This is a genomic window from Infirmifilum tikiterense (assembly GCF_054696565.1).
On record NZ_CP182482.1, the window covers coordinates 268,369 to 293,755 of the forward strand.

The 25,387-nt window shown below is 50.4% G+C and carries 27 protein-coding genes, 2 tRNA genes and 1 rRNA gene; 13 read left to right on the top strand and 17 right to left on the bottom strand.

The genetic code is table 11. From position 1 onward, the window contains the following. Window positions 1-391 precede the first annotated feature (391 nt). A complete protein-coding gene (gene map / locus ACNO7C_RS01525) occupies window positions 392-1,306 on the top strand; it encodes a type II methionyl aminopeptidase (RefSeq protein WP_460025262.1) in 915 nt (304 codons plus the stop codon). Here map and ACNO7C_RS01530 read toward each other — a convergent pair. From ACNO7C_RS01530 to ACNO7C_RS01545, 4 genes are read right to left on the bottom strand one after another with little or no spacing between them, the layout of a single operon-like run. Beyond that, window positions 1,303-2,745 carry a helicase C-terminal domain-containing protein gene (locus tag ACNO7C_RS01530; RefSeq protein ID WP_460025263.1) on the bottom strand — a complete coding sequence of 481 codons (1,443 nt, stop codon included), beginning with the start codon at window positions 2,743-2,745 and terminating at the stop codon, window positions 1,303-1,305. The two genes, map and ACNO7C_RS01530, sit on opposite strands and share 4 nt — an antisense overlap. A 5-nt stretch (window positions 2,746-2,750) precedes the next feature. Beyond that, window positions 2,751-3,902, bottom strand: a complete 1,152-nt coding sequence (locus ACNO7C_RS01535) for an ATPase, T2SS/T4P/T4SS family (RefSeq protein ID WP_460025264.1) — start codon at window positions 3,900-3,902, stop codon at window positions 2,751-2,753. Continuing rightward, window positions 3,902-4,246: a hypothetical protein gene (locus tag ACNO7C_RS01540; protein WP_460025265.1), complete on the bottom strand. Its 345-nt coding sequence runs from the start codon at window positions 4,244-4,246 to the stop codon at window positions 3,902-3,904. Before ACNO7C_RS01540 ends, ACNO7C_RS01535 begins: the two co-directional genes overlap by 1 nt. After that, on the bottom strand, window positions 4,246-4,959 hold the full coding sequence (locus tag ACNO7C_RS01545) for a ParA family protein (protein ID WP_460025266.1): 714 nt from the start codon (window positions 4,957-4,959) through the stop codon (window positions 4,246-4,248). Before ACNO7C_RS01545 ends, ACNO7C_RS01540 begins: the two co-directional genes overlap by 1 nt. A gap of 96 nt (window positions 4,960-5,055) precedes the next feature. On the opposite strand from ACNO7C_RS01545, the gene ACNO7C_RS01550 reads away from it, so the two are divergent. From ACNO7C_RS01550 to ACNO7C_RS01570, 5 genes are read left to right on the top strand one after another with little or no spacing between them, the layout of a single operon-like run. Next, window positions 5,056-5,550, top strand: coding sequence for a hypothetical protein (locus ACNO7C_RS01550; RefSeq protein ID WP_460025267.1), 495 nt, complete (start codon window positions 5,056-5,058; stop codon window positions 5,548-5,550). Continuing rightward, window positions 5,551-6,330: a hypothetical protein gene (locus tag ACNO7C_RS01555; protein ID WP_460025268.1), complete on the top strand. Its 780-nt coding sequence runs from the start codon at window positions 5,551-5,553 to the stop codon at window positions 6,328-6,330. A gap of 26 nt (window positions 6,331-6,356) precedes the next feature. Continuing rightward, window positions 6,357-8,744, top strand: coding sequence for a hypothetical protein (locus ACNO7C_RS01560; RefSeq protein ID WP_460025269.1), 2,388 nt, complete (start codon window positions 6,357-6,359; stop codon window positions 8,742-8,744). Between the two features lie 20 nt (window positions 8,745-8,764). Beyond that, window positions 8,765-9,835, top strand: coding sequence for a hypothetical protein (locus ACNO7C_RS01565; RefSeq protein WP_460025270.1), 1,071 nt, complete (start codon window positions 8,765-8,767; stop codon window positions 9,833-9,835). A gap of 9 nt (window positions 9,836-9,844) precedes the next feature. Beyond that, window positions 9,845-10,891, top strand: coding sequence for an ATP-binding protein (locus ACNO7C_RS01570; RefSeq protein ID WP_460025271.1), 1,047 nt, complete (start codon window positions 9,845-9,847; stop codon window positions 10,889-10,891). 176 nt (window positions 10,892-11,067) lie between these two features. Here the strand turns inward: ACNO7C_RS01570 and ACNO7C_RS01575 are convergent, their stop codons facing one another. Next, entirely contained in the window at window positions 11,068-11,502 is a 435-nt protein-coding gene (locus ACNO7C_RS01575; RefSeq protein WP_460025272.1) for a winged helix-turn-helix transcriptional regulator, read from the bottom strand. Between the two features lie 59 nt (window positions 11,503-11,561). Here ACNO7C_RS01575 and ACNO7C_RS01580 point away from each other — a divergent pair, with 59 nt between their 5' ends. Further along, window positions 11,562-12,725, top strand: a complete 1,164-nt coding sequence (locus tag ACNO7C_RS01580) for an NAD(P)/FAD-dependent oxidoreductase (RefSeq protein WP_460025273.1) — start codon at window positions 11,562-11,564, stop codon at window positions 12,723-12,725. Window positions 12,726-12,771: 46 nt separating this feature from the next. Continuing rightward, window positions 12,772-12,890: ribosomal RNA gene (gene rrf, locus ACNO7C_RS01585) — 5S ribosomal RNA — on the top strand. 517 nt (window positions 12,891-13,407) lie between these two features. On the opposite strand, the gene ACNO7C_RS01590 is transcribed toward rrf, so the two are convergent. The 4 genes from ACNO7C_RS01590 to ACNO7C_RS01605 form a co-directional block, all read right to left on the bottom strand. Then, window positions 13,408-13,905, bottom strand: coding sequence for a TFIIB-type zinc ribbon-containing protein (locus ACNO7C_RS01590; RefSeq protein WP_460025274.1), 498 nt, complete (start codon window positions 13,903-13,905; stop codon window positions 13,408-13,410). A gap of 357 nt (window positions 13,906-14,262) precedes the next feature. Next, window positions 14,263-14,823: a tRNA (cytidine(56)-2'-O)-methyltransferase gene (locus ACNO7C_RS01595; RefSeq protein ID WP_460025275.1), complete on the bottom strand. Its 561-nt coding sequence runs from the start codon at window positions 14,821-14,823 to the stop codon at window positions 14,263-14,265. Between the two features lie 11 nt (window positions 14,824-14,834). Then, complete coding sequence (gene hflX, locus ACNO7C_RS01600; RefSeq protein ID WP_460025276.1) at window positions 14,835-16,079, bottom strand: GTPase HflX; 1,245 nt, start codon at window positions 16,077-16,079, stop codon at window positions 14,835-14,837. A gap of 2 nt (window positions 16,080-16,081) precedes the next feature. Beyond that, window positions 16,082-16,564, bottom strand: coding sequence for a multiprotein bridging factor aMBF1 (locus ACNO7C_RS01605; protein WP_460025277.1), 483 nt, complete (start codon window positions 16,562-16,564; stop codon window positions 16,082-16,084). Between the two features lie 42 nt (window positions 16,565-16,606). Here ACNO7C_RS01605 and ACNO7C_RS01610 point away from each other — a divergent pair, with 42 nt between their 5' ends. Further along, the gene (locus tag ACNO7C_RS01610; RefSeq protein ID WP_460025884.1) at window positions 16,607-17,731 is read left to right on the top strand and encodes a Gfo/Idh/MocA family protein; all 1,125 of its coding nucleotides are present in this window, start codon (window positions 16,607-16,609) and stop codon (window positions 17,729-17,731) included. On the opposite strand, the gene ACNO7C_RS01615 is transcribed toward ACNO7C_RS01610, so the two are convergent. Then, entirely contained in the window at window positions 17,685-18,686 is a 1,002-nt protein-coding gene (locus ACNO7C_RS01615) for a hypothetical protein (RefSeq protein ID WP_460025278.1), read from the bottom strand. The genes ACNO7C_RS01610 and ACNO7C_RS01615 overlap by 47 nt on opposite strands. 51 nt (window positions 18,687-18,737) lie before the next feature. Here ACNO7C_RS01615 and ACNO7C_RS01620 point away from each other — a divergent pair, with 51 nt between their 5' ends. The 3 genes from ACNO7C_RS01620 (at window position 18,738) to ACNO7C_RS01630 (ending at window position 20,465) form a co-directional block, all read left to right on the top strand. Continuing rightward, window positions 18,738-19,220, top strand: a complete 483-nt coding sequence (locus ACNO7C_RS01620; RefSeq protein WP_460025279.1) for a class I SAM-dependent methyltransferase — start codon at window positions 18,738-18,740, stop codon at window positions 19,218-19,220. A gap of 346 nt (window positions 19,221-19,566) precedes the next feature. Further along, window positions 19,567-19,640: transfer RNA gene (locus ACNO7C_RS01625), tRNA-Pro, on the top strand. 159 nt (window positions 19,641-19,799) lie between these two features. Next, window positions 19,800-20,465, top strand: coding sequence for a sigma factor-like helix-turn-helix DNA-binding protein (locus tag ACNO7C_RS01630; RefSeq protein ID WP_460025280.1), 666 nt, complete (start codon window positions 19,800-19,802; stop codon window positions 20,463-20,465). Between the two features lie 29 nt (window positions 20,466-20,494). On the opposite strand, the gene ACNO7C_RS01635 is transcribed toward ACNO7C_RS01630, so the two are convergent. The 3 genes from ACNO7C_RS01635 to ACNO7C_RS01645 form a co-directional block, all read right to left on the bottom strand. Next, window positions 20,495-20,776, bottom strand: coding sequence for an elongation factor 1-beta (locus ACNO7C_RS01635; RefSeq protein ID WP_460025281.1), 282 nt, complete (start codon window positions 20,774-20,776; stop codon window positions 20,495-20,497). Next, window positions 20,777-20,956 carry a zinc finger domain-containing protein gene (locus ACNO7C_RS01640; protein WP_318536482.1) on the bottom strand — a complete coding sequence of 60 codons (180 nt, stop codon included), beginning with the start codon at window positions 20,954-20,956 and terminating at the stop codon, window positions 20,777-20,779. Window positions 20,957-21,014: 58 nt separating this feature from the next. Next, window positions 21,015-21,088, bottom strand: a tRNA-Arg gene (locus ACNO7C_RS01645). A 239-nt stretch (window positions 21,089-21,327) separates the two neighbouring features. On the opposite strand from ACNO7C_RS01645, the gene ACNO7C_RS01650 reads away from it, so the two are divergent. Continuing rightward, window positions 21,328-21,747 carry a PUA domain-containing protein gene (locus tag ACNO7C_RS01650; protein WP_460025282.1) on the top strand — a complete coding sequence of 140 codons (420 nt, stop codon included), beginning with the start codon at window positions 21,328-21,330 and terminating at the stop codon, window positions 21,745-21,747. Window positions 21,748-21,758: 11 nt separating this feature from the next. On the opposite strand, the gene ACNO7C_RS01655 is transcribed toward ACNO7C_RS01650, so the two are convergent. From ACNO7C_RS01655 to ACNO7C_RS01670, 4 genes are all read right to left on the bottom strand, one after another. Then, window positions 21,759-22,094, bottom strand: coding sequence for a hypothetical protein (locus ACNO7C_RS01655; RefSeq protein WP_318536480.1), 336 nt, complete (start codon window positions 22,092-22,094; stop codon window positions 21,759-21,761). 92 nt (window positions 22,095-22,186) lie between these two features. Then, window positions 22,187-22,669 carry a hypothetical protein gene (locus ACNO7C_RS01660; protein ID WP_460025283.1) on the bottom strand — a complete coding sequence of 161 codons (483 nt, stop codon included), beginning with the start codon at window positions 22,667-22,669 and terminating at the stop codon, window positions 22,187-22,189. Between the two features lie 11 nt (window positions 22,670-22,680). Next, complete coding sequence (gene tes / locus ACNO7C_RS01665; RefSeq protein ID WP_460025284.1) at window positions 22,681-24,522, bottom strand: tetraether lipid synthase Tes; 1,842 nt, start codon at window positions 24,520-24,522, stop codon at window positions 22,681-22,683. 70 nt (window positions 24,523-24,592) lie between these two features. After that, window positions 24,593-25,180 carry a hypothetical protein gene (locus ACNO7C_RS01670; protein ID WP_460025285.1) on the bottom strand — a complete coding sequence of 196 codons (588 nt, stop codon included), beginning with the start codon at window positions 25,178-25,180 and terminating at the stop codon, window positions 24,593-24,595. Between the last annotated feature and the right edge of the window lie 207 nt (window positions 25,181-25,387).

Genomic DNA, 25,387 nt, shown 5'->3' on the forward strand with positions numbered 1-25,387 from the left:
ACGGTTTAAATACTTACCATTGTTCCGTGCTCCGCTCGTCGCTTCGCAAGCTGTGCACACCGCTTGTCCTTTAAGGGTACCCAACCCCACTAACGCTTCGGCTTTCATAGCTTCAAAGAGCCATCTCTTGCACTCTAGTTTTTGCTCGTCACAAGGCTAGAGGCTATTCCGAGTCTATTAAAGCATTAATGATGGCTAGGCACAGGGGGTTGGTTTAAGGATGGTCAGAGTTTGGGGTAGAGGTGCATCCCATAGATGAGCTACGGTAGAAGTGAGGCGGCGCTGCTTCCGGGAGAATTACTACTTGATGTGTGAGGTAAGAGCGCGCGATCGCAGGGGTCTGATAGTTACGAATTTATGCTGAAGGCTTTAAGACTCTTGAACACGCAGTATGGAGGAGAAGTACGCTCGCGCAGGCCAGATAGCCTCCTCGGCTCTTAAACTCGCGATAGATATAGTTGATGAGGGCGTGCCTTTAATAGAGATAGCCGAGCGACTTGAGGGGTTCATAGTTTCTAGAGGGGGTAAGCCGGCCTTCCCGGTTAACATCGCTATTAACGAAGTCGCTGCTCACTACTCGCCAAGTATCGAAGATTCGAGCATAGTTCCTCGAGGAGCCCTTGTTAAGGTGGATCTCGGCGTGCACGTCGAGGGTTATATCGCCGATACGGCGATTACTATTCCATTAAGTAGCAGGTTTAACAATATCGTAAAGGCCAGCCTAGAGGCACTCGAAGAAGCTTTAGCCATCATTAAAGCTGGTGTAAGCATGAACGAGATCGGAGCTACAATCACGAGGAAGATATCCTCTTACGGATTACGACCCATCAGAAATCTAACCGGGCATAAAGTAGAGCGTTTCGAGCTTCATGCGGGCAAGAGTGTGCCGAACGTGCCAGGCTTCGAGTACTTTGCCACTAAAATGCTTGAGGGTGAAGTTTTCGCCATAGAGCCTTTTGCGACTGATGGAGCCGGTTTTGTCGTGGAAAAGGGTTGGAGCAACATTTACCGAGTTGTCTCGGTGAAGAAAATCCCCCGGGAAGGTGAACTGAACGAGGTGCTGGAAACACTGTGGAGGGAATTTAGAGGGCTACCTTTCTCTGAGCGCTGGGTTTTAAATAGGATAGTAAGCAAGGAGCAGCTCGAAGAGCTGGTGAAGCTGAGGCGCGTGTATCACTATCCAATGCTAGTTGAGCAGGGGCTTGGCTTCGTAAGCCAATTCGAAGACACAGTCATTGTCTCGCGAGACAGAGCTTTGCCACTGGCCTCTACGACGAAACTCTTCAGAGAGTTTTTTGCACTTTAACGCGATGCTAGAACTTTCTCTAAACTTCTCAAGTCCACTTCCTCGAGCACCAGCGTCGGGCTGAAGTCGAAGCGCCTGAAGCGGTAGTCCGCCAGGACTATGAGCGGGCTGTCCTCCGGTCTTCTCGCGGCTCTCCCGATGCACTGCAGGGTTGTGGTCACCATCGGCACCCACCTCGCAGCCTCACCGCCGATGCCTAAGCGGTTGTAGTAGCGCTCGTACCTCTCTTCGACCTCCGGTGGCAAGAAGGGCGCCCCCAGGAGGGCTACGGCGTCCGCGGAGAGGTCTACTCCCTCGCTGAACCTGCCGTAGACGGTGTAGAGCGCCACCCCCCTCCACTCCGCTGGGAGGCGCTCCTCGTAGAAGTCCACCCCGGCGATGATTTGCCTCGCAACCCTCTCGGTGGCGAAGGCCAGCACCCTCGAGTAGCGCCGCCTCAGCGCCGTGAGCAGCTTGACGTAGCCCCAAATCGTCTCCGAGCCGTACTTGCTCGTAAGGTCCGTCAACACGAGGGCCTTTCTTGGCTGCTGGGGCACCCTGACGACCTGAGCCCCGAAGAGCCTTTCGAGGGGCTCAGGCACCGTACCACTAAGATATATGCGGGGGTTAATGTTGGGCTTCCAGGGAGGCATGTAAACCTCGATTGCTCCTGCTTCTCGGTAGACTACCCCGCCCCTCACTACCGCCTTTAGCAGCCTTATAAGCGGCGCTAAAGCAGTATGCACCTTACCAAGCAACTCCCTGTAAAGCTGGAGTACGCTCTCAAGCGCCTCCTCAGCAGCACCCCGTTTTGAAAAAGCCTCCTCTACAACTGGCACTAGGCTCGGCTCCCTAGTTTTCAGCTCGTCCAGTGCTAGCTCCAGCTTGGCGAGATCGTACTTTAAAACCCTCGGTGCGAGGAGGTTGTGCGCTTCGTCTATGACGGCCGCCGCGTAGTAGCCGCTGACCCTGCGGTGGTAGTTCTGTACAACGATGTCGGCCCTGCTGATCACGGCGTCCTGGGCGTAGTAGTGGCACACTCCCGGTAGCAGTTTAGGTAGCTCCTCCCAGCTCTCCGCCCATATGTCGCCCACCCCCTCACTGACCAGCGAGAGGAAGTGGGGGCACTGCGCCCTGAAAGCCCTGCAGAACTCCGCCACGTCCTCGACGCTCCTCGCGTAGGGGCACAGCTTTTCCCTCCCCGCCGCCACAAAGGCCCTTAAGCCCAGCCTCGAAGCGTCGGCAACGACGCGCCTGCCGACCTCTAACGCTCTGGTGAGCCATAGTGCCGGTAGGCGCTGGGAGGCCTTCAGCCCTGCGAGGACAGCCAGAGTCTTGCCCCAGCCTGTGGGGGCCGCCAGTAGCACGTCACCTTTAAGCTCGGCTATCAGTTGCGCGACTTCAAGTTGCCCAGACCTCGGCTGTAGGCCCGCTTTCTCGAAGAGTTCCGCCTTTTTCAAGGTTTTTACCGCTTGAGGCTCAAGCCAAAACCACTGTAGACCTCAGCTAAGGCTTGGTCTGCGGCACCCACGTACAGCTGATCTGGCACTGCTTTCAGGAAATCTTCTTCTGAGGCAAAGTCTCCGTCGGAGTATACCGGGAAGAGCCGTTGTCCGTCGCTCACGTAAATGCCTTCAACCTGCCTCTCCACACCGCTGGGAGTGACTTTCTTGCGTGTTTGAACAAAAACGTCGATGTATTGGAGCGCGCTGTTCTCGTCGCCGTACCCAAGGTGAGCTCTGAGAGCATCTGAAAGCACTTTTACAGCTTTCCTTATAGACGGGCTGTGAAAAGTTGTTATTGTCGGAAGGCCTGCGCGTCCTGGCTCGACGATGCTCCACACGTCCTCCGCCATTATTTCTCCAACCACCAGAACGTCGGGTCGATAGTATCTCATTGCAAACCTTACACCCTCTGCCAAGTTATCGTTAATTACCCACGTGAACCATCCGTCCCTAAACACTAGCTCCCTGTACTTCTCGACAACTGCGATATGAAGAAACGGGTACCTAAGTGCCACTTCCCTCACTAGCGAGTTGAGCAGCGTGGACTTTCCTGAGCCAAGTGGTCCGAGAATAAGTACGACCGATGGTCTCATCAGCAAAAGAAGAAGCCTGGCAGCTGCAAGCGGAGGCAGGATCTCTGTGATCGCCGGCACTCTCGCGAAGCGAGTTGCAACCAGTTGCAACTGACCGCCCGAGGAAAGCTGAAGGGAGACTCTCCAGTCGTCGACGTCCACGACGCCTCTAGGGCGCCTCATGTCAACTTTTACTCCCGTTGCGGCAATTATCTTTACAATGATGTTTTCTAGCTCCTCCCTTGTGGGTGCTCCAACAATGCTCACCCTCCCAACGTTCTTTATTGTGACGATTGTTTTTCCCTCGAAAAGCCACACCTCTTCGGCCTCCTGGGATAGAAAGATTGGTGATAGCCTGCCCCATATGTCGTGCTCCCTCAAGGTAATTACGTCTACGCGCCCATCGTAACTGACAACGAAACCGCTCGGGTTTTTAACCAGTAATTTAGAACCCCTAGGTATAAGATCCTCAACACTCACAATTTCCTGGCTACTCTGCTTTCCCGTCTTGGATGTTCGAAGGATTCTCAGAGGGTTCATCAAGCAACACCAGAAAATGCTTTGATAACCGAAGATATTCTCTCTTTCTCCTTTAACAGGCGATTTCTCTCACCCTCAAGCTTCGCGATTTCAGCCTCTATTCTGCTAATATCCCTATCAATTTCCGCCAACCTTTGGCGAACTTTGTCGGCTAAGGCTCCCTCAAATCCCAGACTCCTTAGAAGCTCCTCGAGAGTCCTCAACCCATGCTCAAGCATATCCTTATCCTCCACGACTCCTGAAGTTGTCTCCATCCTCATAGGCGGTGACGGAATTGGTAAAGACTGTTTCTCAGCGCGTTCAGCAACCCTCGACCCGTTCGCGAAAGGTCTCCTTAACGACATCAGCCTGTCACCTTCAGCAACGGCTTCTCAATGCGGTAAGCTAGGAGCCTCAGCTCATCTTTAACACGGCGATTTGATAGGGAGTAAGCGTCTTCAATATTGCTCGTAAGCGAAAACAGGAGAGCAGAGTCGAACGGAAGCGTAAACACCGATCCGAATTCATCCTCTGCTTTCTCTTTCCACTCACCCATCATCGTAAAGTACTTATTGAGAAGCGGTAACACAAGCTTTCTGCTGCGAAAAGCTCTCCGCTTTAACCACTCTTTAACCGCCTGGAAAGACAGAGAATCAGGATTAAATACCGGGACAATTATTTCGGCTAAGCCCACTATGGGGTCATATAGCGAGCCGGGGTAAGCGGGCAGATCTATAAACACGTGCGAAACGCGGCTGCTCACGCGGTCTAGCAAGTACTCAAGCGTTTCGGCGTCCACGGGACCTATCTCGCCACGGCTTGGGGCGACATGCAGGTTGTCGCTAAATGGACTTGTCACGATAACATCGCTCCAGGAGGCGTTTCCCAGGAAATAGTCGTTGAGGTACGGTGGGCCGGGGTCCCTATCCAGGGTTAGCCGGGTGCTACTGCCGTATTCGCCTAAATCAATGAGGAGTACTTGTCTACCGCTCTTCGCGAGGTGATAGCTTAAGAGGCTGGCGGTTACTGTTTTCCCAGTCCCTCCTTTGTTACCAGAGGCAAACGCCACGATAACCATAGTATTCCTGCTTGCTTACATGTGCGCATTAATAAGACAGATAAGCGCGGTTCCTTCTCTCACTTTTCAATATAAACTTGCGGCTGAGTTTCAACGATGAACTTTAAGGATAAAATTAAGCTGAAAATCCTCCAGGTTAGGTTCGAAGCATCGCTTAGAAGAACAAGAAGGAAAGAAGTGGTGGAGTGGCGCAACGTCGATGAGAAGCTCGCCGCCATTGTCCCCCTTGCGCTAAACGCACCTTCGCTTCTGCAGCCTGAGGAGATTGTATTGAAGATTTTTCAGCCTTTCATTGATGTCCTAGCCCTTCTGTCTGCGATAACCTTCGGTATCGGCGTTCTCGGCTTTATTATACTTATTTTGGACGCCGTCCTTTCATGGGTAACCGGAGGGAGCTTTGGGAGAAGCCTTGCCGTGTCTAAATTTATACGCGCCGCTGAAACGCTCGCGATCATACCGTTAACTTTCTTCGTCGTCTACGTGCTTAACTCGCTAGGCATCCCGGAGATCTCCAGCATTGCTCAGATCATGGATAGTCTTCTGAGGCGTGGCTGGGCCATAATTGTAGGCACGCTATCGAAGGGAGTGTAGATGCTGGTTGTTGATCTCGTCGCCGCGAGTGGGGCACTACTGTACCTCGCGCTCGGAACGCTCAAGTGGACATTAGGTAGACGCGGTGAAGCTGTCTATGATTTCGAGGCAGCCGTGAATGTATTGCTCTACACCGTTATCCTTCAGGTGATCTTCTCAGCCGCTGACAGCATAGCCGGCTCGATCGGAATACCTATAAGCCTCAACTCCGCGGGCTTCGTCAGCGAGAGACTCAACGAGAGCAGTTTGACATTTGCTAATGCCAGCAGACTAGCCGTCGAAACGATCCTTTACGTCCAGAGCGAGCGAGCGGTTCTGGCGTCCGCGCCTCTTACATCGCCATTCGCTAGCGTACTTGGTGCAGCAACGGGCTGGTCTGTAACCGAGTTATCTATAGCTGCGATATTTTTTCTGCACTTAAGCTTCGCCTCGAGGGTTGTAGCTGCAGCCTCACCATATCTCGCCCTAGTTGGTTCTGCTCTGCTACCAGTCCCTAAGTTTCGAAGGTGGGGCAGTAGTTTTCTGGCAATCTATCTCGCAACGAGTTTAGGCTTGTTGTACAGCAACTCTGTGACGGCGAAAGCTATAGGCAGGGTCCATAGACCCTCGCCTTTTTCTCCGGCAGACTGGGTCAACGTAGCGAGCATTGCAGGTGATACCGCCGTAGCTTTAGGTGAGGCGATGACCCTGAGCGCGGTAGCTCTATCGCTAGCAACGGCGGCTGGAGTGGGTTTCGCCGGAATCTTCGAGGGGATCTACGTCAACTTTGTGAGAGTATGATCGCGTGGTCGGTCGGCCCTTTGGTAGTGCTGCTCGTTTTCCTGGGTAAATGGTTCACGGGGCGGAGGAGCGAGGCGGTGAGTTGGCTCTCCAGAGAACTGGCTGAAGTGCTACTGGCGGTGTCTATAGTGATGGCATTAGAGCCACTCCTCTCTATGGCCGGGCCAGGGCTTTTCGATTCTGCTAAGAGCACTATCGATAGGAGTATAGCCTCGCTAAGCGCATTCCTTGACCGGCTTCTGGATCTTTCGAAAGCAGTGGCTGTTTTGGATGTTGTACTAGGCATTGTTTTCGCGGAGGCAGGGAGCTCGACGGCTCCGACGGTCGTCGTGGGTTATCAAACATCTATGCACGCTGCTCTGGGACCCCTGGAACTGCTAGCCACCTCTACTGGACTCGCCCTCGCATTGCTTCGAGGCTTGCTAACCGTTTTAAACTTCTCCCCGAGCTTTCAAGGCCTGCTTGTTTCGCTGACACCTACATTGCTTGTACCGAGGGTGCGAAGGCTCACTTTACCCGTGTGGTTTGTCGCATTCATCCTCGCCGTTTTGATACCCACCGCCGTTCAAACGTACACTTTGAGCCTTCAGCCTCTAAGTGTTAGGATTCCCGTTGAGAGCAACATTGGGGTTGTGAAGTTTCACGTAGAGGACGTTTCCGCTACTCCTATTTTCAAGCCAGATGTGTTGGTAGCTCTCCGAGATGATGAGGGCCACGTGTACGTGACCCGGATCCGCGAGGGCTCGGCGGTGTTGCTCCCGATTGGAAACTACACTGCCCTCTGGTTGGTTCACTACTGGACCAACTTTACGCTCCATGCGTGCTGCTACTCCCCGCGCGAGTACTCGAGCTGCAACTGCTACGTCTGGCCAGCCGTCTTTCAAGTTAAAGAAGGCTATACCACTGACGTCCAGGTATGGTTACCGGTAGAGCCTATCGAAGAGGGTAACGGGCACTCAGGCCACGTGTTGGCCTATGTGGGAGACTCTATTGTGCGGTCGAATAAGGGAGAGGGGTACGTCACCTACTCATTTTCACTTCACGAACTAAGGCGCGGTGTAACGGTTCTTGTACGAGGGGGGCCGTACCGCGTGCAGTACAGCCCGAATCTTGGAGGGTGTAAGCCTAACATAACAGTGAGCGGCGGGAAGCCTCCAGGCAAACTCATAGATCCCAGCTGGCTCCGACAAGCCAGAGAAGCTTACAAGAAGTGGCTACAACGTGTTGCCAGAGGAATCTCCGTAAACGGGGATGTGCCACTCAATCTGACCGAGACGCCCATCCCGGGTTTCAGCGAGTACGCGCTCCACATTAGCATTGCTCACTGCGACTTCACGGAGGGGAACGCAACAGTTAATCTGAACTTAACAATATGGGGTATCGCTCAGTGGAACGCGACAACAGCCCCGACTTATATTAGCTCATGGGATCCTGTCACCCGCTTTACGGCGTGGATAACCGAGAATGTCGTCGAGGTTCTAAACCCCATCGCACAGCTATTTGGGATTGTGATGACTTTATTGATCACTGCTTCGGCACTTTTAAGCTTCGCTGGAGTAAGCGCATTTTACTTGAGCGATTGGGCTAAGGCTCTCCTACCACATCCTCGCAGCCTCATAAAACCACCGTTACTCAGCTGGGCCAAGAAAGTCCTAGACAGAGAGAGGAGGGAGGATGAGGAGCGTTGGATTGAAAATCATCTGGACGATCCAACCCGAGTAAACGAGGTGGAGAATTTATTCAAGAAAAAACGCGGTTCCACATTCTCTAAGAGAACCGACAGGGGGTTATTCGAGGTGACGGTAAGCGAACGGGAGGCGCGTAGAAAGAGCAGCAGGGTCAAAAAACTCCTGAACATGTACCTTCGTTCCCGAAAGGGCTTGAGAGCTCTTGAGGGGCCTGTAAGGCTAGTAGTGAAGGAAAAACTCCCCCAGCTACCCCTGAAATTACATATAATGTACCACGCGATTCGCGGCTACAGGAGATTCTCCTATAGGCAACTTAACTTCGAAGCTGCTGACAATTATATAATGACGCTAGATAGGGATCTCTACACGCGGATCTTAACGACTTACAAGCAACTGGCTTTGAACGACCTGAGATCCTCCTCGAGAAACCAAGAGGATGTTTCAAGGCTAATCAAGCTCATAGAAAATGCAGAAACCCTTAGTGAGGTCGACACTGGGGTTATCTACGCGACAGGGTTTGATCATGAGTTGTACCTCTCGCTCCTCAAGAGGTACAAGATCTACGAAGAGCCTATCTTCTCGAGAAAAGCGCTTCTGCTGAACTATCGACTCCAGGCGCTTAAACGGCTAGGTAGCGGAGAAAATGTAAAGTGGGCTCGCGAACTGTACCTGAATTTCAGGCGAGCTAGTGAAAAGGACTCTCCAGGGCTGGAAGGAAGCCGATAGTACTCGAGGAGGGGCGGGCATTGAACAGAAGTTTAGTCTCCCTTCTTCTGTTCCTCTCAGGTCTTTCGCTGACAACTTACTCGCTTCCACTAGCCTACATTTTAATCTCGCTCTCGTTCACCGTGTCAGCTAAAGAGATATTCAAGCTGTTTGTGAGCTTTACGCTGAGCGGATGCCCGTTACAGAGACTCGAGTGCCTCGAGAACGCGTGCTACAGTAGGATGGGTAACCTGTATTGCGGATACATAGGCTTCGAGGTACTTGACTGCCGGCACGGTTGCTACGACCTCGACGAAAGAGGATTCTGGGCACGCTCTATGACGCTTTTCAACGCGGCATTCACCTCAGGTGGGCAGTACTTCTTCGTAGTGCAAAGTGGGAGAGTGTTCCTGCTAGCAAAGAGATGCGTGACTAGGCTTTGCGATCTCGCGAACAACCTACTAGAGGCTAAAGAGACCATTGAGCTGGGAAACGAGCTTACCGGGTGTGCCCTCAGGAGGCTGAGGGCAGACGAGGTTAGGGAAATCCTCAGGCCAGCCTGGTTGAAACAGGTGAGAGGTAGTCCTATAAGGCTTCTGGGAGTGCTTATTCTGACTGCAATCCTCACCCCTTATTTCCCTCCATCCCTCGTCCTCCTAGTGCTTCAGGTAATGGTTATACCCCTAATCAAAGGTGATATTTACTCCGTAAACCTGAGTCGCGAGACCCAAGTTTACAGCTTACGAGAGTCCACAGTAACATACACTTACCCAAGCCTCCGCGAGGTGTTCTCCAGGGCGCGGATCAACTACAGACTTGCACAGTCGATAGAGTACCTTGCCTTCAGGCTTGAGCCGGCTTCATGGGAGCATTCAAGCAAGATAGACGCAAAGGCATACCGGAGCTATGAGTTTGGAACCGCCCTGGATAAGCTGAGCACAATCCACCAGAGCCAGAAGTACTTCCTTGCGAGCAGGAGAAGGTGGGAAAGACGGGAACCCGTTTACCTGGCATCGGCCATCCTGATAGCAACTCCCCACGTGCGCGAAGTATATGACCGGATGGGTCTCCACTTTTCCCATGACGTATTCGCGTTAAAAGTACTAGAGTAGCGTATAGCGATGGTGTACAGGATCATACGCTCACTCATGGATAGAAAAGTGCTCCTCCTCGCAGGAGACGTAGTTCCCGTCATATCCCCGCTATCGGTCCTAGCCCCGAGAGAAGAGAGCACCGGCTTTCGCCTAGGCATCGACGAGAGAGGCAGGGACATCTTTCTCAACCCCGAAAACCTTCCTAACATGCATGGAGTAATCCTGGGAACTAGCGGCAGCGGCAAGTCTACGCTAGCAAGGCACCTTATACTCGAAGCGCGGGAAAGTGGAGTGAAGACCTGGGTTATAGATCCGCATGGCGAAGAGGCGTACGCGAGATTGTTCACCAGACGCCTGATAATTACAAGAGACAGGATAGATCTTCTTACGGCTACAGGCTGGGATCTGCTAGAGTACGCGGGAGAGTTGGGTAGATATGTCGAGCTGATATATGGTTTGAGGGGGGCTAGAAACGTTATCCGCGAGATTATGGCCGAGTGCCTAAGAGAACAGAGCCTCGAGCCCTTTAAGAAATTAGCTGCTGGAGACCCTGACCTTGAAAGGTTGTTCGATGATCTATCGCGTCTCCACGGGAATGATTACATAATAACCGAGCTGGCAGAGCAGGACATCTACTTCACTCTACCTTTGATGGCGTCCCGGGAGCTTGTGGCGTTTTCGACGCAAGTCCTGCTACTGTTGCTACATGGCTACATGAGGGCGAGAGGTGCAAGGCAGAGGCTCGAGATGGTCGTAGTCTTAGAGGAAGCGCACGTCCACTCCCCCTACCTACTTTCGCTGTTTAAAGAAGTGAGAAAGTGGGGTTATGGCGTCATAGCAATTAGTCAGCTCCCCAGGGAGTTCGACCCCCGGGTTTTCCAACTTGCTGGATTTGTGATCGTACTCGCTGGTCCCGAAAGCTACGTACGGGATGTTGAGTCGCTGTTTTCCCTCACAGCAGAGGAGCGCGACCACGTTCTTTTCTCTACCCGAGGGGCAGCCCTGTTTTACCGGCAGGGCGATCCCCGGCCGCGCAAGGTTTTCTTGAAGTTAAGACAAGCAGCTCTAGCTTAGAAATCCGCAGGTCTAGAGGGTTAAGCTGATGCAACAATATCTTTAGTTTCCCTGTATCTTACGTGTTTGACCTGCACTTTCCCTTACTCCCCATGATTGGAGGTAGATTGAGGGGGACCGCAATTACCCAGCAAGAACGAGTCTCCGACCAGTAAATGAGCACAGGAAGCAACCTGTTAAGATTGAAGGTTAGGATGTGTCTGTCTGGAAAGGTAGTAGATGAGAGGCACCATGAGAAGCGCGGTGTCACGGCCCGCTTCAGTTAACCTGTAGAGAATTGTTGTTGGAGGTCCGGGTTTGACCTCCCGTGCGATCAAACCGTGAACCTCCAACTCCTTGAGGCGCAAAGCAAGGCTTCTTTTGCTAATCCCTGTAACCGTGCGTAGTTGATTGAAGGATGAGGGCCCTGCCAGTAGAAGAGCATACAGTAGAGTTAGAGCCCACTTTTTCGAGAGGATCCGGAAGCTAGGTTCTAGAGAGCTTATTATCATCTTGACTTCAACCAAAGACAATTTTCCCTCCTCCACGAATTTTTCAAGAGTTTCAGAGACGCCGTTTAGTACGTGGCGAACTTTCTCTTCCACTTCCTGCTCGAGATTCCCTCTCCTCATTCGTAATCTTCAATGGTACAATTTTTATACCTGGTATATAACTTATACCCCTGATAAAAATGAGTTACGACGCTATAGTCGTAGGTGCTGGCCCCGCAGGACTGATGTTTTCCAGAAAGCTGGCCGAGAAAGGCTTCAGAGTTGCTGTCATCGAAAAAAACGAGACCCTTGCCGTTAAGCCGTGCGGAGAGGGTATTAGTGCTCGTGTGCTCCAAACAGCGGAAGTTTCGAAGAGCGATGTCCCCCGCTTTGTCTCAAGGCCCATAAAGGGGGCAGCAGTTGTAGCCCCAAACGGCAAAGAAGTGCTCATAACGGAGAAGGGGGAAATGGGTTATGTTATAGACAAGAGAAATTTCCTTAGGGTAATGGCCGAGTATGCGGCATCGAAAGGCTCGGATATCTTCATGCGAGAACCCGCGAGAGAAGTTACTCTAAAGGATGGAAAGGTTAGAGTGAACACTAGAACACTGAGTCTCGAAGCCCCTCTTCTCGTCGGAGCTGACGGGTACCTTTCATTCGTGGCGAAAACATTCAACTTAGAGAAAGCTGGCGAGAGAAAAGTCATACCAGCGATACAGTACGTTATGACGGATGTTAGGGTACCGGACCCTGAACTCACATACTTTTACCTAGGTAATAGCATAGCGCCTAAAGGGTACGTCTGGATTTTTCCAAAGGACGGCACTCTCGCAAATGTCGGAATAGGAGTCCAAGGCGCTGCCCCGAAGAGCTACCTAGATAAGTTCATCAAAGCTCACCCAGAGATGTTCAGCCGCTCTAAGATCATCGAGTTTAGAGGGGCCGCTGTAACAATCGGGGGAATGCTAGGGCAAATAGTGCAAGACCATGTTGTGCTGATCGGTGAGGCAGCAGGACAAGTAATACCGCTAACCGGAGGGGGTATACACACATCGATAGCCGGTGGTAAAATAGCGGCTGAAGTTTCCGCTGAGGCTTTAGAGAGTGGCGATTTGTCTTCTAAAATGCTACGCAGGTATGTTGACAAGTACAATGAATACTGGGGTAAGAGAATAAGAGACAGCCTAAAGGCGTTGAACGTAATCGAGAAGCTGAGCGATGACGAGCTCAACCAGCTCGCGGACATCCTTTCCCCAGAAGACGTCGTGAACCTAGCGAACGGAGAAAACATTACGAGTGTCGCCGCAAAGCTCCTAAAGCACCCGATTTTCAGTATAAAACTTGCGAAGGCCCTCCTGTCCTAGTGCTTCAACGCAATTTTTTTATACCCCTGTAAATACCTGTCATTCTGGCCCCGGCCATAGCACCCCTGCAACGCCCGGTCTCATTCCGAACCCGGAAGCTAAGGGGGGTGCGCCGTCCTGAGTACTGGGGTCTGCGTGCCCCGGGAAAGGGCGGTGCTGGGGCCATTTTATACTGCACATGTGTCTTGCATCGTTCGTTTAAGCCAGGTCGATTTTATTGATACGGTTGCTTCGGAGGAGGTTGAGGACAGGAGAAGTTATCTGCTGGTTTGCGAAGCAATGCTACTTTTTAGTTTTTCCTTTGTTTCCTCCCTTGTTCTACTCGTGTCTTCCCTCCCTTCCAGCTGGGTAGTGAGGGGGTTGCGGAGGGTGTTCGGCGACATCGGTTCAGGCTCTTAGCCAGCACAGCATGTTGAAGGTTTAATCCCCGCCCCGCTACTTTAGTCCGTAGTTGAGGTATGTGACAAGGTATGGGAGAGCGCGGCATGGTGACTAGAGACCCCGGCCCGCAGTTGGCCGCAACCAGTGGCCGCCGGCTATCCCTCTCCCGGAAGCCCCTCGAGGAGCAGGCCCGCAACGGGTGATGCTTAGCCCCCGTAGCGTGAGCCCAAGACCGACCAAAGATAACGGGGAGTTAAGGGGCCAATGGGGGCAGAAAGGGAGGAGCAGGTATTCCACCAAATTAAGGAGTGAAGTCACTTAGTTTTTTGATAGCGTTTTCGAGCTTAAGAATAATTTTAGAGTTGTCAAAAGGCTCCAATACTTCCCCGCAAGTGTCGCATACATAGCCGTTGTTATCGGCCTCGCTAGAAGAGAATCTCTTACCGCAGCGTGGGCATACAAAAAAATCATCGCTTCTTTCGTAACTCAGGGCTTTTTCTAGAAGGGCCAGTGCTAGGCGTTTTCTGTCCTCTAGAATTCTAGCAACGGGTTCATCCGTTATCCGCCAGAAATACTTATACCATCCTATGACTTCGTCTCTAGCCCTACGATATTTTACCAGCCTCGATTCAAACAATTCATTAAGAATTCTCCTGACCTCAGCCGGGTCGAGATTAAGCTCCTTAGCTATATCCTCGTCTGAAACCTCAACTCTTTCAGATAAAAGATGCATAATTTTCTCCGCTTTCTCACCGTGGATTTTCCTCGCGAGTAAAACAATCGTATCCTCATCGGGCATTGAACCACCCCTTGCATCAAACTACTATTCTGTACTACTCCTCACCATATAAATTAGTACCCTTGTCCCGGCTTCTGCAGACCTCCTTTACTTTCGTATAAGGAAAACTGTTATGTTACTCTCACTCCTTCTAAGTTACACTGCATCAGCTTCGGTTTCACGCATTAGTAGTACTCTTTGGTTTTCCCACGTTTCTCTCGCGTGTCTGGCCCCTGCCTTCGCGAGTCCCTGAGAGTTAAAGAGAATGTTGAAATATGCGTCGAGTAACGCTTGTAGGGCTTGGATTCATAGCGACTTCAGTTTATCACTTTTAAGAGGCCGCTCCGCATATTATGTTAATATGTTTTTGGAAAATCTCTAGAGAGAGTTTCTACAGCTATTTTTTAGCTTGACTACTCTTTTACCTTTTGGAGAAGGTATGATTTTAATTTTAGCCCCGGGAAAGTCTCTGATCAGCTCCTTACCGTCAAAAAGCCTATCAAGAAAAACGGCTAAAGCTGCAACCTCGCTGTGCGGTTGATTACCTATAGCTAGGTTAAAGTCGGCGAGGTCGTAGACCTCCCAAGGAACTTTTTCACCGCCGACGACTACCAGCAACTTATCTTTAGACTGCCTGAGTAAATCTATAGTATTTCCTTCAGCAATATTCAAGCCATACATTGTGAGGTGGACAACTTTTCCAGCACGTTTCCACTCCCTTATAAATCGCAAAGGGTCACTTACGATCTCAACTTTGAACTCACCGCCCCACGTTTCACAGACGCGTACAAGAGTCTCTATCACTGATTTCTCAACCCTTTCTTCTAAAAACAAGCCACGAGCCCCGAAAGCACGCGCAACAAGACCCACATGGGTGGTCACGCGGTGATCACGCACTGGCCGATGCCCAATTCTCAGCACGTAGACTTCGAGGTTCAAGTCTTGCGTGCTCACGATCCCTGACACCATGCCTTAATCCTCTCAACAACGTTGGCTCTGCCCTCAATCACAATCTTTACCCCGCCATCATGAGCCCCGCTAATTTCAATAACCCTGCATTTCGTCAGAGCTTCCTCAAGGACTTTAGTTTCCCCGGGTTTGACGAAGATAGTTTCGAGAACTTTTTCAGGTAGTTTAGATGCCACTAAACCTTTGAGCTCCTCTAAACCCATGCCCTGCTTCGCGGACACGGGAACTACTGGTAAACCGCTCGCCTTGAGCACAGACAGTTTTTTCTCGACATCCGCAGGGCTTGTTGCATCGGTCTTGTTAGCTGCGACTACCACTTTCTTAAGCGGCACTCCGAGACCGGACAGAATCTCAATACTAGCGTTGAACTTTCGCTTTACCTCCTCTAAGCTTTCAGCGATATCTACCACTAGGACTACTACATCGGCAAAGAGCGTTTCGCCGAGCGTCGTGTAGAACGCATCGAGCAACTGCTCCGGCAGGCTGTCTATAAAGCCAATCGTGTCTGTCAGTATGACAGGGTAACCGCAGACTTTGATCCGCCTTGAGGTCGTAGACAGTGTAGCAAAGGGCCTGCCGTCAATGTATACATTCTCTCCCGTCAACCTCGCGAATAAAGTCGATTTTCCCGCACCAGTGTAACCGGCCAAAGAGACGCTGTAAAAACCCGCTTCCCCCCTTCTGACCCATCTCGCGCTCTTCTGAGCCCGTACTTTTTCGAGGAGCTTCTCGATTAATGCCGCGCGGCTAGAAACGTAAGTATAGTAGGCGTCTACAGCGTACTTACCACCTCCAAGAAAGCCATGAAGCTCACCGCGCTTAGAGAGGTTGATGTACTCCCTAGCAAAGCTAAGCTCTCTTTTTAGCCTCGCTAGCTCGATTTGAAGCTTCGCCTCCCTGCTACCCGCCCTCTTAGCGAATATCTCAAGTATTAGCTCGTAACGATCAATAACGTCTACTCCCAGCTCTTTCCTTAGGTTGTAGGCTTGGCTCGGCTTCAACATGTTAAAGAAAATCACTTTATCGGCCTTCCCATTCCTCACCTTCTCATGCAACTCCGGTAGCTTGCCTCTACCAATGTTATATTTGGGGTCCTCTGGCCTCGTTTGAGTAAGAGACCCGACAACCTCGTACCCTGCTGCGGCGGCGAGCTCTTCCATTTCACGGACACTAGAGGGATTAACCTTCTGGTCAAAGCGGAAGACTAAAACAGCCCTTTTAGTCATAACTACTCTTTGAACTCAGCTATATCCCCAAGGGTAACGTCGTAGCCGCCTATATCTCGGTCGGAGTAATAGGCGCCTTCACTAACTGAGTATCTTTCGATGAGTTTTACTTTCAACACTTTCTCCAGCTTTCGAGCAAGGTCTATGGTTGGTTCAAGCTGGCCCGCCTCGATTCTCCTTAGCGTAGACTCCTTCTCACCAACCATGACTGCCAACAGTTCACGTGTAAGCCCCATTTTCTCGCGTGCCTGCCTTATTATGTCGCCGTACCCATCTACAATCACCTCTTCAACGTCTTCCCGCGTGGTTCGCATTGCTTGTTTCTGCCTTGAGACCTGCTTCGGTTGGGAAAGCCCCAGTCTGACGGTGCCTAATACGGTTTTCCCGTGAGCGCAACGTGGGCATACTAGCATCTCTGCACCATCGAGAACTATCCGGTAGGCTATCTCTCTTATCTCGGCTCCACACAGCTCACACTTAACCATGCGAGAATATAATGGGCTGTACTTTTAAAACATTTGTCTGAGGTGGCTGTATTTCTTCCTCTCCGCAAAAGTGACGTGCCGGGACAAAAGATAAAGGGAGAGGCATTCTTACGAGTGTTGAATCGAATGTCGCTCAACATAGCTGTAATCGGCGTAGGGAGGTGGGGTCGAAACCACGTTAGGGTACTCTCCTCTCTTCAAGGAGATGCTGTGAACAGGCTTATCGTCGTCGACGTTGATCCCTCTCGAGCTAAGGAAATAGCCAGCTTATACAGCGCAGATACGTATTACGACAACGTGGAGGATCTGGTTTCCCGCGAGAAGGATCTGGACGCGGCGATCGTGACAGTGCCCACGGTGTATCATTACAGCGTAGTGAAATCGCTGATAGAGAGGTGCGATGTATTTGTGGAAAAACCCTTAGCTGAAACACCCGAGCAGGGCTACGACCTCTTAAAAGCCGCGTCTAGAAGTAACAGAGTTCTCATGGTCGGGCACATCGAGAGGTTCAACCCCATAGTGAGAGTTGCGGAAAACGTGGTCAGAACTGGGGGGCTGAGGGTTCTGTCATTTACGGCTGAAAGGCTAGGTCCTGGCCCCGCTGGAAACTACACCCTCAACCTGGGGGTCGGCCACGACCTTCTAGTACATGATGTCGACATAGCTAACCTCTTTTTCGGAGATCTCCCGCAGAGAGTTTACGCGGTAGCGTTTAACACCCAGAACTTTCCCTACGAGGTAGAAGTTCAAGCGGTGTTTGAATACCCGGGTGCAAGGACTGCGCAACTGACTGCGAGCTGGCGGACCGCTCCCAACTATAAGCGACGAAGCTTCTCCCTTAGGACCGAGAGCTCTGTTATAACAGTTAACTACATTCTGCGACGCATCATCATCGATAACGGCATAGAGGGGTTCCAAGCTGAAAACTTGAAGACATCACTCCACAAGGAAACTATCGGCATCGAGCTCTCCTATCAGAAAGAAGAGCCCCTCAAGCTCGAGCTCTTAGACTTTCTGGATTCTGTTAAAAGAAGGCGTAAGCCTAGCGTTTCCGCACTAGAAGGGTACATTGCACTCAAGTGTGTTGCAAAAGCACTAGAGTCTGCAAAGAAGGGTTCCCCTATAGAGATCTCATGGGAAGAGCTGAAGGACGTCGGCATGTCTTAAACCAAGCGGCGAGAAGCAGATCAAGGAACTTATTGTCAGAGAAAAGAGGGCTTTTAGCTACTGCTAAGATCCTCAAGTTCTTGGGGTTGCAAACATCCCCGGTGTCCAGCAGCGGAAGAAGGGCTAGAGGCAACTCGCCTCTTGGTAAAGCACCGCTAACTCCTACAATTCTCTTGCTTACTTTGTCCAATTGCAGTCGTAACCACGAGTCACCATGAAGAGATGTTTTAGCAGAGGATGAGTCGGGCGGAAAGTTTCCAACCCTGACCTGAATGTTATCATCGTTCTCGATGAAGAGAAGATCTCCCAGCTCAACAGCCAGTGTTTTAACGGTTGCAAGCTCAGTATCCGACGCCAGACTCCATGCCAGTATTGCTGAGATGCTGTGAACAGCTTCATCGAGGAAAGGCTCAACTGGCAGAGAGATGCTTCCTCTAGCTGTTTTGACGAAAACACTTCCCTCCCTGCAGACGTCGCTCAAGCGTGGATCTGGGGGGTTTTTAGTCAGCAAGCCAGCATCCAAGCTGACAGGTAACCGCGAGTGCCCCGACGGCTCTTCGGATATAAACGCCTTAATGCCGGCTATCCGTAGGTACAGAACCAGTTGCAACGAGAGGGGGCATGGCGGAAAAACGGCTTCTCCAATCGGCATCTTACGGAGCTCTTCAATCGCACGAACAGATGTTATGGGGGATCCCTTTAAGGATGGTTCAACTGCATCGATTAATACGTCGCGATCTCCCACCTTGTAAACGGGTTCGTGTTCAACCAAGAGAACCTGCGAAAGATACCGCTTAGAATAAATGACGCCTTCACCTCCCTTCAATATTTCCTTTAAGCTTCTCACACTGTAAACGTCAGAAAAAGGCTCGGTGAAAACTATCCTCGTTCTAGGCGAGAAACGACGCAACCAGAACGCTATAGTAGCTCCGATGAATGTAGACCCTCTAATCACTACGCGGCGCCACACTTTTAACTTCCTCTTTCACTGCTTAAAAAGAGAACTGTGCTACCTTACGACAAAATAGCCAAAAGATACGAGGATCTTTATGGAGCGGAGCAGCTACGCAAGAATATGATCGCAGGAATGTTCCTGGATGGTGCCAAAAACGTGCTCGATGTTGGGTGTGGGACTGGAATGCTTGGATCCCTACTCCGCGCCACGGAATACTATATCTGCTTGGATCTATCTCGTGGCATGCTCAATGTATTCAAGAGAAAAAATCTCACAGTTCTAGGCGATGCTGTGAGAGCCGATGCCGGCAATCTGCCCTTTAGAGACAGGTCATTCGACGGCGTAGCCTGTATTACCGTTTTACACGAGGCTATTAACGCTATGATGGAGATAGCTAGGGTCATCAAACCGGGCGGGAAGATCGCTGTGTCAATTAGGAAAGTTTTCGATAGTAAGGTAGATTTGACTAGGATGAGAATAGAGAAGGTAATCGAGAGTGGGGGAGACGATATCTTCTTGCTTAAAGCACAGTAATGCGTCTCGTTAATACTCTAAATCTGCATACTCAACACTTGCCTTCTCAGACAGACTAGCTCATATGATTACCCTCCCTACTACGGAGTCAAGCAAATACCTTCTCATCATCTCTTCAGCGTAACTCTGACCTATCATCCCTGGTTTTCCCTCGTTAAACTAATAAAAACCTTGTCGTAGCTAAAAGACCCTCGCATACATTTGCCGCACACGCCTAGCGCTTTTACATACACCTAAAAGCCTGTCCTTTACAGGCAAGAGAATCGCGATACGCATCAGGCTAATTCGAACCGGAGAACGCAGGCAAACTTTTTAAGGTGGCGTTGCTAGGTTCCTCCTAGACTTGGGGGCCGTAGTCTAGCTTGGAAGGATGCCAGCCTGGGGCGCTGGTGGTCCCGGGTTCAAATCCCGGCGGCCCCACTCGCGCTAAGGTGAATGTTACCATCAACGGTGTAGGATCCTTGTAAATTCATCTCATAAACACAGCGTAAACGCTGCTAGGAAAAACCTACGGGTGTTCTAACTTTCGTGAAACAGAGTAGGGGTTATAAGCGCCCCCGTGAGCGGTAATACGTTCGTATGACCGTCAACGTCGAGAAGATACTTTCGGAGCTTACAGATACTGAGCGTAGGGTAGTGGAGTACTTCCTCCGGCACGGAGGCTCAGCAAAGGATATAGCCTCAGCACTGGATGTCTCGGAGAGGACGGTGTATAAAGCTCTCTACAAATACCGCAAGCTCGCACGCGAGCACGGTCTCGACCCAAGCGCCTTCTACCTCAGAGGTGCTTTACAGCAGCCTTCCGTGCAGACACGGGAAACGCAGGTCGCGGAGTCAGCAATATCTCAGGATATTGTAGATAGGATCAAGAAAGAGCTCCTTGAAGAAATTACGGAAGCTTTAGAAAAAAGCGTTCGCGAAGCCGTGCTCAGCGCTTTTGAGGAAATTCTCGTGGCCTCCGAGACGCGTATAAGAGCTCCTCCAAGTGTTCAAAGACTCCCGGTAACCGAAAACGTTACCGACAGTCCCCTACTGAGGAGGCTGATCGACAGCCTTGAACGCTTGAACCAAAACTTTGAGAGTTTTTCGAAGAAAATAGAGTTACTTCACTACTCACCGGCATTACGCAACAACATCAATAGACCAGTTTTCCACGAAGATGAGGATCCTTCACCTAGTGGCGAGCTTCCTAGCTTCATAAAAGATAACCCGTGGATTGAAGTGCTTCAGAGGAAGTATAAATAGCAGGCTCTAAGTAAAAACTACAAGGTTGTTTAAGATATGCGGCTCACGCTTAAAACGTCTACTTGGCCCACTCCGGGCACTTCTGATAAAATGCTTTCTATCTCCTCAGTTCCACCCTCAACGTCCTCTGGCATAAGTATGACCATGCGCAGAGCTTCTAGTCCAAAAGCTATAGGCTCTGACTGGTACTGAGCAATCTGGTACTTTTCAGGAAGTTTCTGAGAGATCCTTTGGTAAAGATCCTCTGGTTTGATTTCAGCATCTTCTGGAAGAATCCTGACTAAAATAGCCACCTTAGCCAATCCGATCACCTACGGACCGCGAAAACCGCACTTCGGGCACACGTAGCTGTTTCCCTGCCTTCTGCACCTTTCACACCGCCATATAACAACTTCCCCGCACTGAGGACACCTAAAACTGGTTGCTTTCTCGAACGGGGGTATCGGCTTGCCGCACGACGTGCACTTAGGTAGAGCTAAGACGCGTGACATAAGCGACAGACATACACATCACCTGCGTTTTTAAATTTTTCTTCTAAACCCGAAGAAGCGGGCCCGCCGGGACTTGAACCCGGGACCTACGGCTCCGCAGGCCGCCACGCTTCCTAGCTACGCCACGGGCCCTTCTTCAGGAAGATATAACCCGATCATCTTAAGCTTTTTGCCGGAACAACTCATCGCTATGGTGAGCGAGCAGTAGGAATGTTCAGTCAATTCGCTTTGAGCCAATACCACCCCCTGCGTGAAAAACACCGGGTCACTGGAAAATCATAATAACTAGACGTAAGGCAGAGGCGATGGGCGCGTGGGGTGCTCGGATGAGTCTTGCTACTGATTACGAATTGCGGGTCTTGGAGAGCATTTTGAGGTATCAGTTGGGCATTGAGATTAAGCTCGATGACATTAAGGCCAGGCTTACAGTAGTGAGGTCTCGGAAAACGGGTCGGATAAAGCAGGTTCTGATCGATGGTAAGCTTTTCGCCACTATAAGGGCAAGTGACGGGTTCATTATACTGAGTAAGGAGGGCTGGCGAACTGTGATAGAGCTTGCACAGGGTGGATCTCTGCCGTGTGTCACAGTACCTGATGACGTCGCAACGTTTGTTGCCGATGGCAGGACCCTCTTCTCAAAACACGTTGTCGCATCGGATGGAGAGATTCTCCCAGGAGACGAAGTATGCGTCAAATCCGAGAGGGGGGAAGTTGTGGGAGCAGGTAGAGCAATGCTACCTGGTTGGGAGATGGGCAGAACTAAGAGAGGTAAAGCCGTAAAAACCAGGTAAATAACTAAGGCTTATTTTTGGTTACTTTTGTAGAGAACAACGTACCTAAACTGTCTTCTGTTCTCTATTCTTGCGTTGAATTTTGTTCGAAGCATTCCCTCAATCTCTCTGTAGTAATACTGGTTTGTGAGCCACGCCGGTGGCCTAACCCTGGGTACTAATCCTCTAATAACGTTGATGTCTGATGTCCTCTTCACATACGAGACATAAGCATAGCGCAGAAGGGTGCGAAGCTTTATTGAAATCTGAGAAGACTTCGTCGAGGAGATAAGTTGTCTCACGACAATCTCCAAATGCTCGAGAAGTTTCTCCTTCTCCTCGCGTATGCGACTCTCCATAGGAACCACAGGTTGACTTTTAAGCTTGATGTTTCTATGCGGGCAAACTATATATAGTTAACTCTACTAAAAACTATTTAATCGACAAAAAACGAATTATATTAATCCAACTTTATCCCGAGCTTTGCGGTTTCTTCTTCCAATGTCGATATGTCGATCCCCAAAACTTCTGCGATTAATCTAAGTCTTTCGCGAACAGGTTTCTTCACGTATTGATTTTCTGAGTATTTTTCATCTAAACCACCATCGGTGGCTTGAAAAACCTTAAAAAGTACGCTTGCCGTTCCACTCAGTTTATCCCTAACTTGAACAACCTGCAGATAAGTGCTTCCAGGAGTAAGACTGTACTCGAGTGTTTTAACCCCATAATCCCCATGCACAAGATCGTTAATAGACACGCCTATTAATGGAGCAATAGTAGAGTCAAAGTCTATAAAGTCCTCCTCTCCGAGCTCTCTGACGCGTTCGGGTGCGACCAAGAAAAGCTTTTTCTCCGCGAACCCAAAAAGATGGTTTTTCACTTCAATGTGAAGAGGTTTAGGATCATGAGACTGAAGCTCAAGCTCGAATGCCTTGAGCATCATAGCCGAGAGCCTCAGTCTTCGATCACCGGTATGCCGAACTTCTTTGAAGCCAGAACGTGCTGCTCATATGGTATCGCGTCTACGTCTATAATGCCCTGGTAGTGCCTCCTGTAAGGCTCTCCGGCGATAAGTTTCCTGATATTCCTCTTGTAGCCCATCTCCCTGATCGATTTCCCGCTTATCTTCTCCCAGTCGCTTATGGAGTACGAGAAGGCCTTCTGCGCCCTGTCCCTGTATAGGTCGGAAATCACGTTAAAAGAGCAGAACGGGACTTGCCTCCCATCGGGCATTATGTAGTGTATGTCACACCTCATGACTCTCGCCACGTCGTGGTTGTAGAGATCCTGGAAGTGCATCATGCCCAGGAACAGCGTGTTGTAGTGGAACTCACCTAAGCTCTCGTAATTGTGCTTTACGAAGACCTCGTAGAGAATCCTAAGGAGCTTGTTGCCTTTCCTGAGACGTTTAGGCGCCTTTTCAAGGTCGACAAACTTTCTCAGTTTCCACACGAGTTCAAGCATAACAATGTACTTGTTTCTGCCCTTTTCTAGCTCGTCGGCCTTCTGATCAAGGAAAGCTAAGAACTCGTCTACATTCACAAACCTGGTTATCGGTATTATTTCGCCGTCATCCTGCCAAACGTAAGTAGCGGCGCCGCATGCGAAGTGCGTTGTGAAGGCGATCTGAGGTTTACCCGTTAGCGCTTCCACGAACCTCGAAATGGGAACAACGCTCGGTACAGGATACCAATCCTCAACCCTTATCTGGCCCTTTGTCTGCTCCTCTATCGCCTTGAGCACATCCGGGATCGTCACCCGCTCCTTATCCCGCTCCTTTCTGGGCATGCGCCCGACTATGGAAACTGGCTGGAAGTTTACGCCTCTAACGATGTCATTGTGTCTTAATCCGAATTGTATTATCTTTCCAACCTCACTCAGATTGTAGCTTCTTATAACCGTTGGGACAAGTACTGCACCGAGCCCTGCTTTCCTGAGGTTATCCAAGGCGTATGGAACCTCCCAGTGGTTTTTAGGGTTGGTGAAAGGCGAGACGCCATCAAAGCTTAAGTACACGACGTTTGTGCCAGCCTTCCGGACCTTCACCGCTAGATCGGGGTCAAACGCCAGGCGAATGCCGTTGGTGTTGAGTTGTATGTGCGTGAATCCCTCCTCTTTTGCCATTCTTATAATGTCTATCAGGTCGTCGCGAAGCGTCGGCTCACCTCCTGTTAACTGTATTGCAGGAGGTTTTACAGGCTCGGCCAACCTTGCCTGCCGAAGCATGTACCTTATGTGCTCAAGCGTGGGCTCGTACACGTATCCTGCTCGAGACGCATAGAAAAAGCAATAGAAGCAGCTCAAGTCGCACCTGTTTGTTAGAACTATGTTGATCAAAGCCGCATTGGACTTGTGCCTCGGGCACACCCCGCAGTTGTACGGACATAGTGCCATAAGGGGGACGTGGGTAACGGTGTTCCCCCTTCCATCTCTCTGAAAACTCCTAAACCTTTCATATACTTTGGCATCCCCAAAGTAGAGTTCCTCGAACTCGCCGTGCTCAGGGCAAACCTTCCTGATCCAAACCTTACCGTCTCTCTTAAACACCGCCGCAGTTAAGAGAGAGTTGCACTCTGGACACACGGACTGAGTGTACGTGATCAGCTCCTCTCCTTCCCGAAGCTGCGGCTTGAAGGAAAGGTACAGCTTGTAATCCACGCCCGGTTTAGGCATGAGGAGCGGGCGTAATTTCTCAGCAGTTTCTTTGATCTCGGAGTAGCTCGCGTTTAAAAGTAGCTTATAATCGATGTGAGGTTCCTCCGATTTCTGGGAGAACTCTATCTTGAGATCGGCCATAGAGACACCTGTTCTGGCAGTTTAGATACTTATCTCGCTGATTTTTATAAAGCTTGCGATTATGACGCCGTCATTCAATGTTTCTGTATTTAAACACTTCTTTCAGCCTCTCAACGGATATAACCGGGAGACTGTTCTTTAGTATGTCTAGCGAGTAGAACAATTTCTTCTCATCATCTGGCGTGAGCTGAACTCCCTCTTGTTGCACGAGATAGCTAAGAGTGTCGAGAATAGTGTACGCTTCCAGCTTTAACAGGAGCCTTTTTCGTTCGAGCCGCTTCCTCTCTTCCATATATTCTTCGTAGGAGATTTCCTTCATCACGAGGTGGCGTTCTCCTAAGACTAACAGGTCGTTCTTTATTTTCCTCAATTCCTCTGCTATCTCCCAGAGTCTCTCTAGCGAGGCCATCGCCCCCTCGTAAGAGTGATCCAGTAGAACTATTTTCTTTCCCGTGATTCTGAGCTTATCGGGCGTTGTCTCCAGAAACTCTCCGTTTACGCGTTTTATCACAACTTTCAATGGCTGCTTGGTTTTTTTGGCGATGTAGATTTTCCAGATGACACCTATCTTAGAGTTGTTGTGATCGTAGACTTCTTTCTTCACTATTTTCTCGAGAAGTTTCCTATCGTTTATCTCGCTTAAAACTACTCCGCGCATCCTCGATCTACGCTCTGTACTAGGTGGAGAGCACATAAAATAGAAAACAACGCCATACGTTATAGCGAAAAACCCTTACAGTTGTATTACAATTGTTTTCACCGCCGCCTAGCTGTATCTACGCCTGCAACTGTTCAGAGTCACCTCTTTCACTTGAACAAGAGGTCCAGTAGCTTAGTTGTGAGTCGTCCTACTCTAGAGGCCACC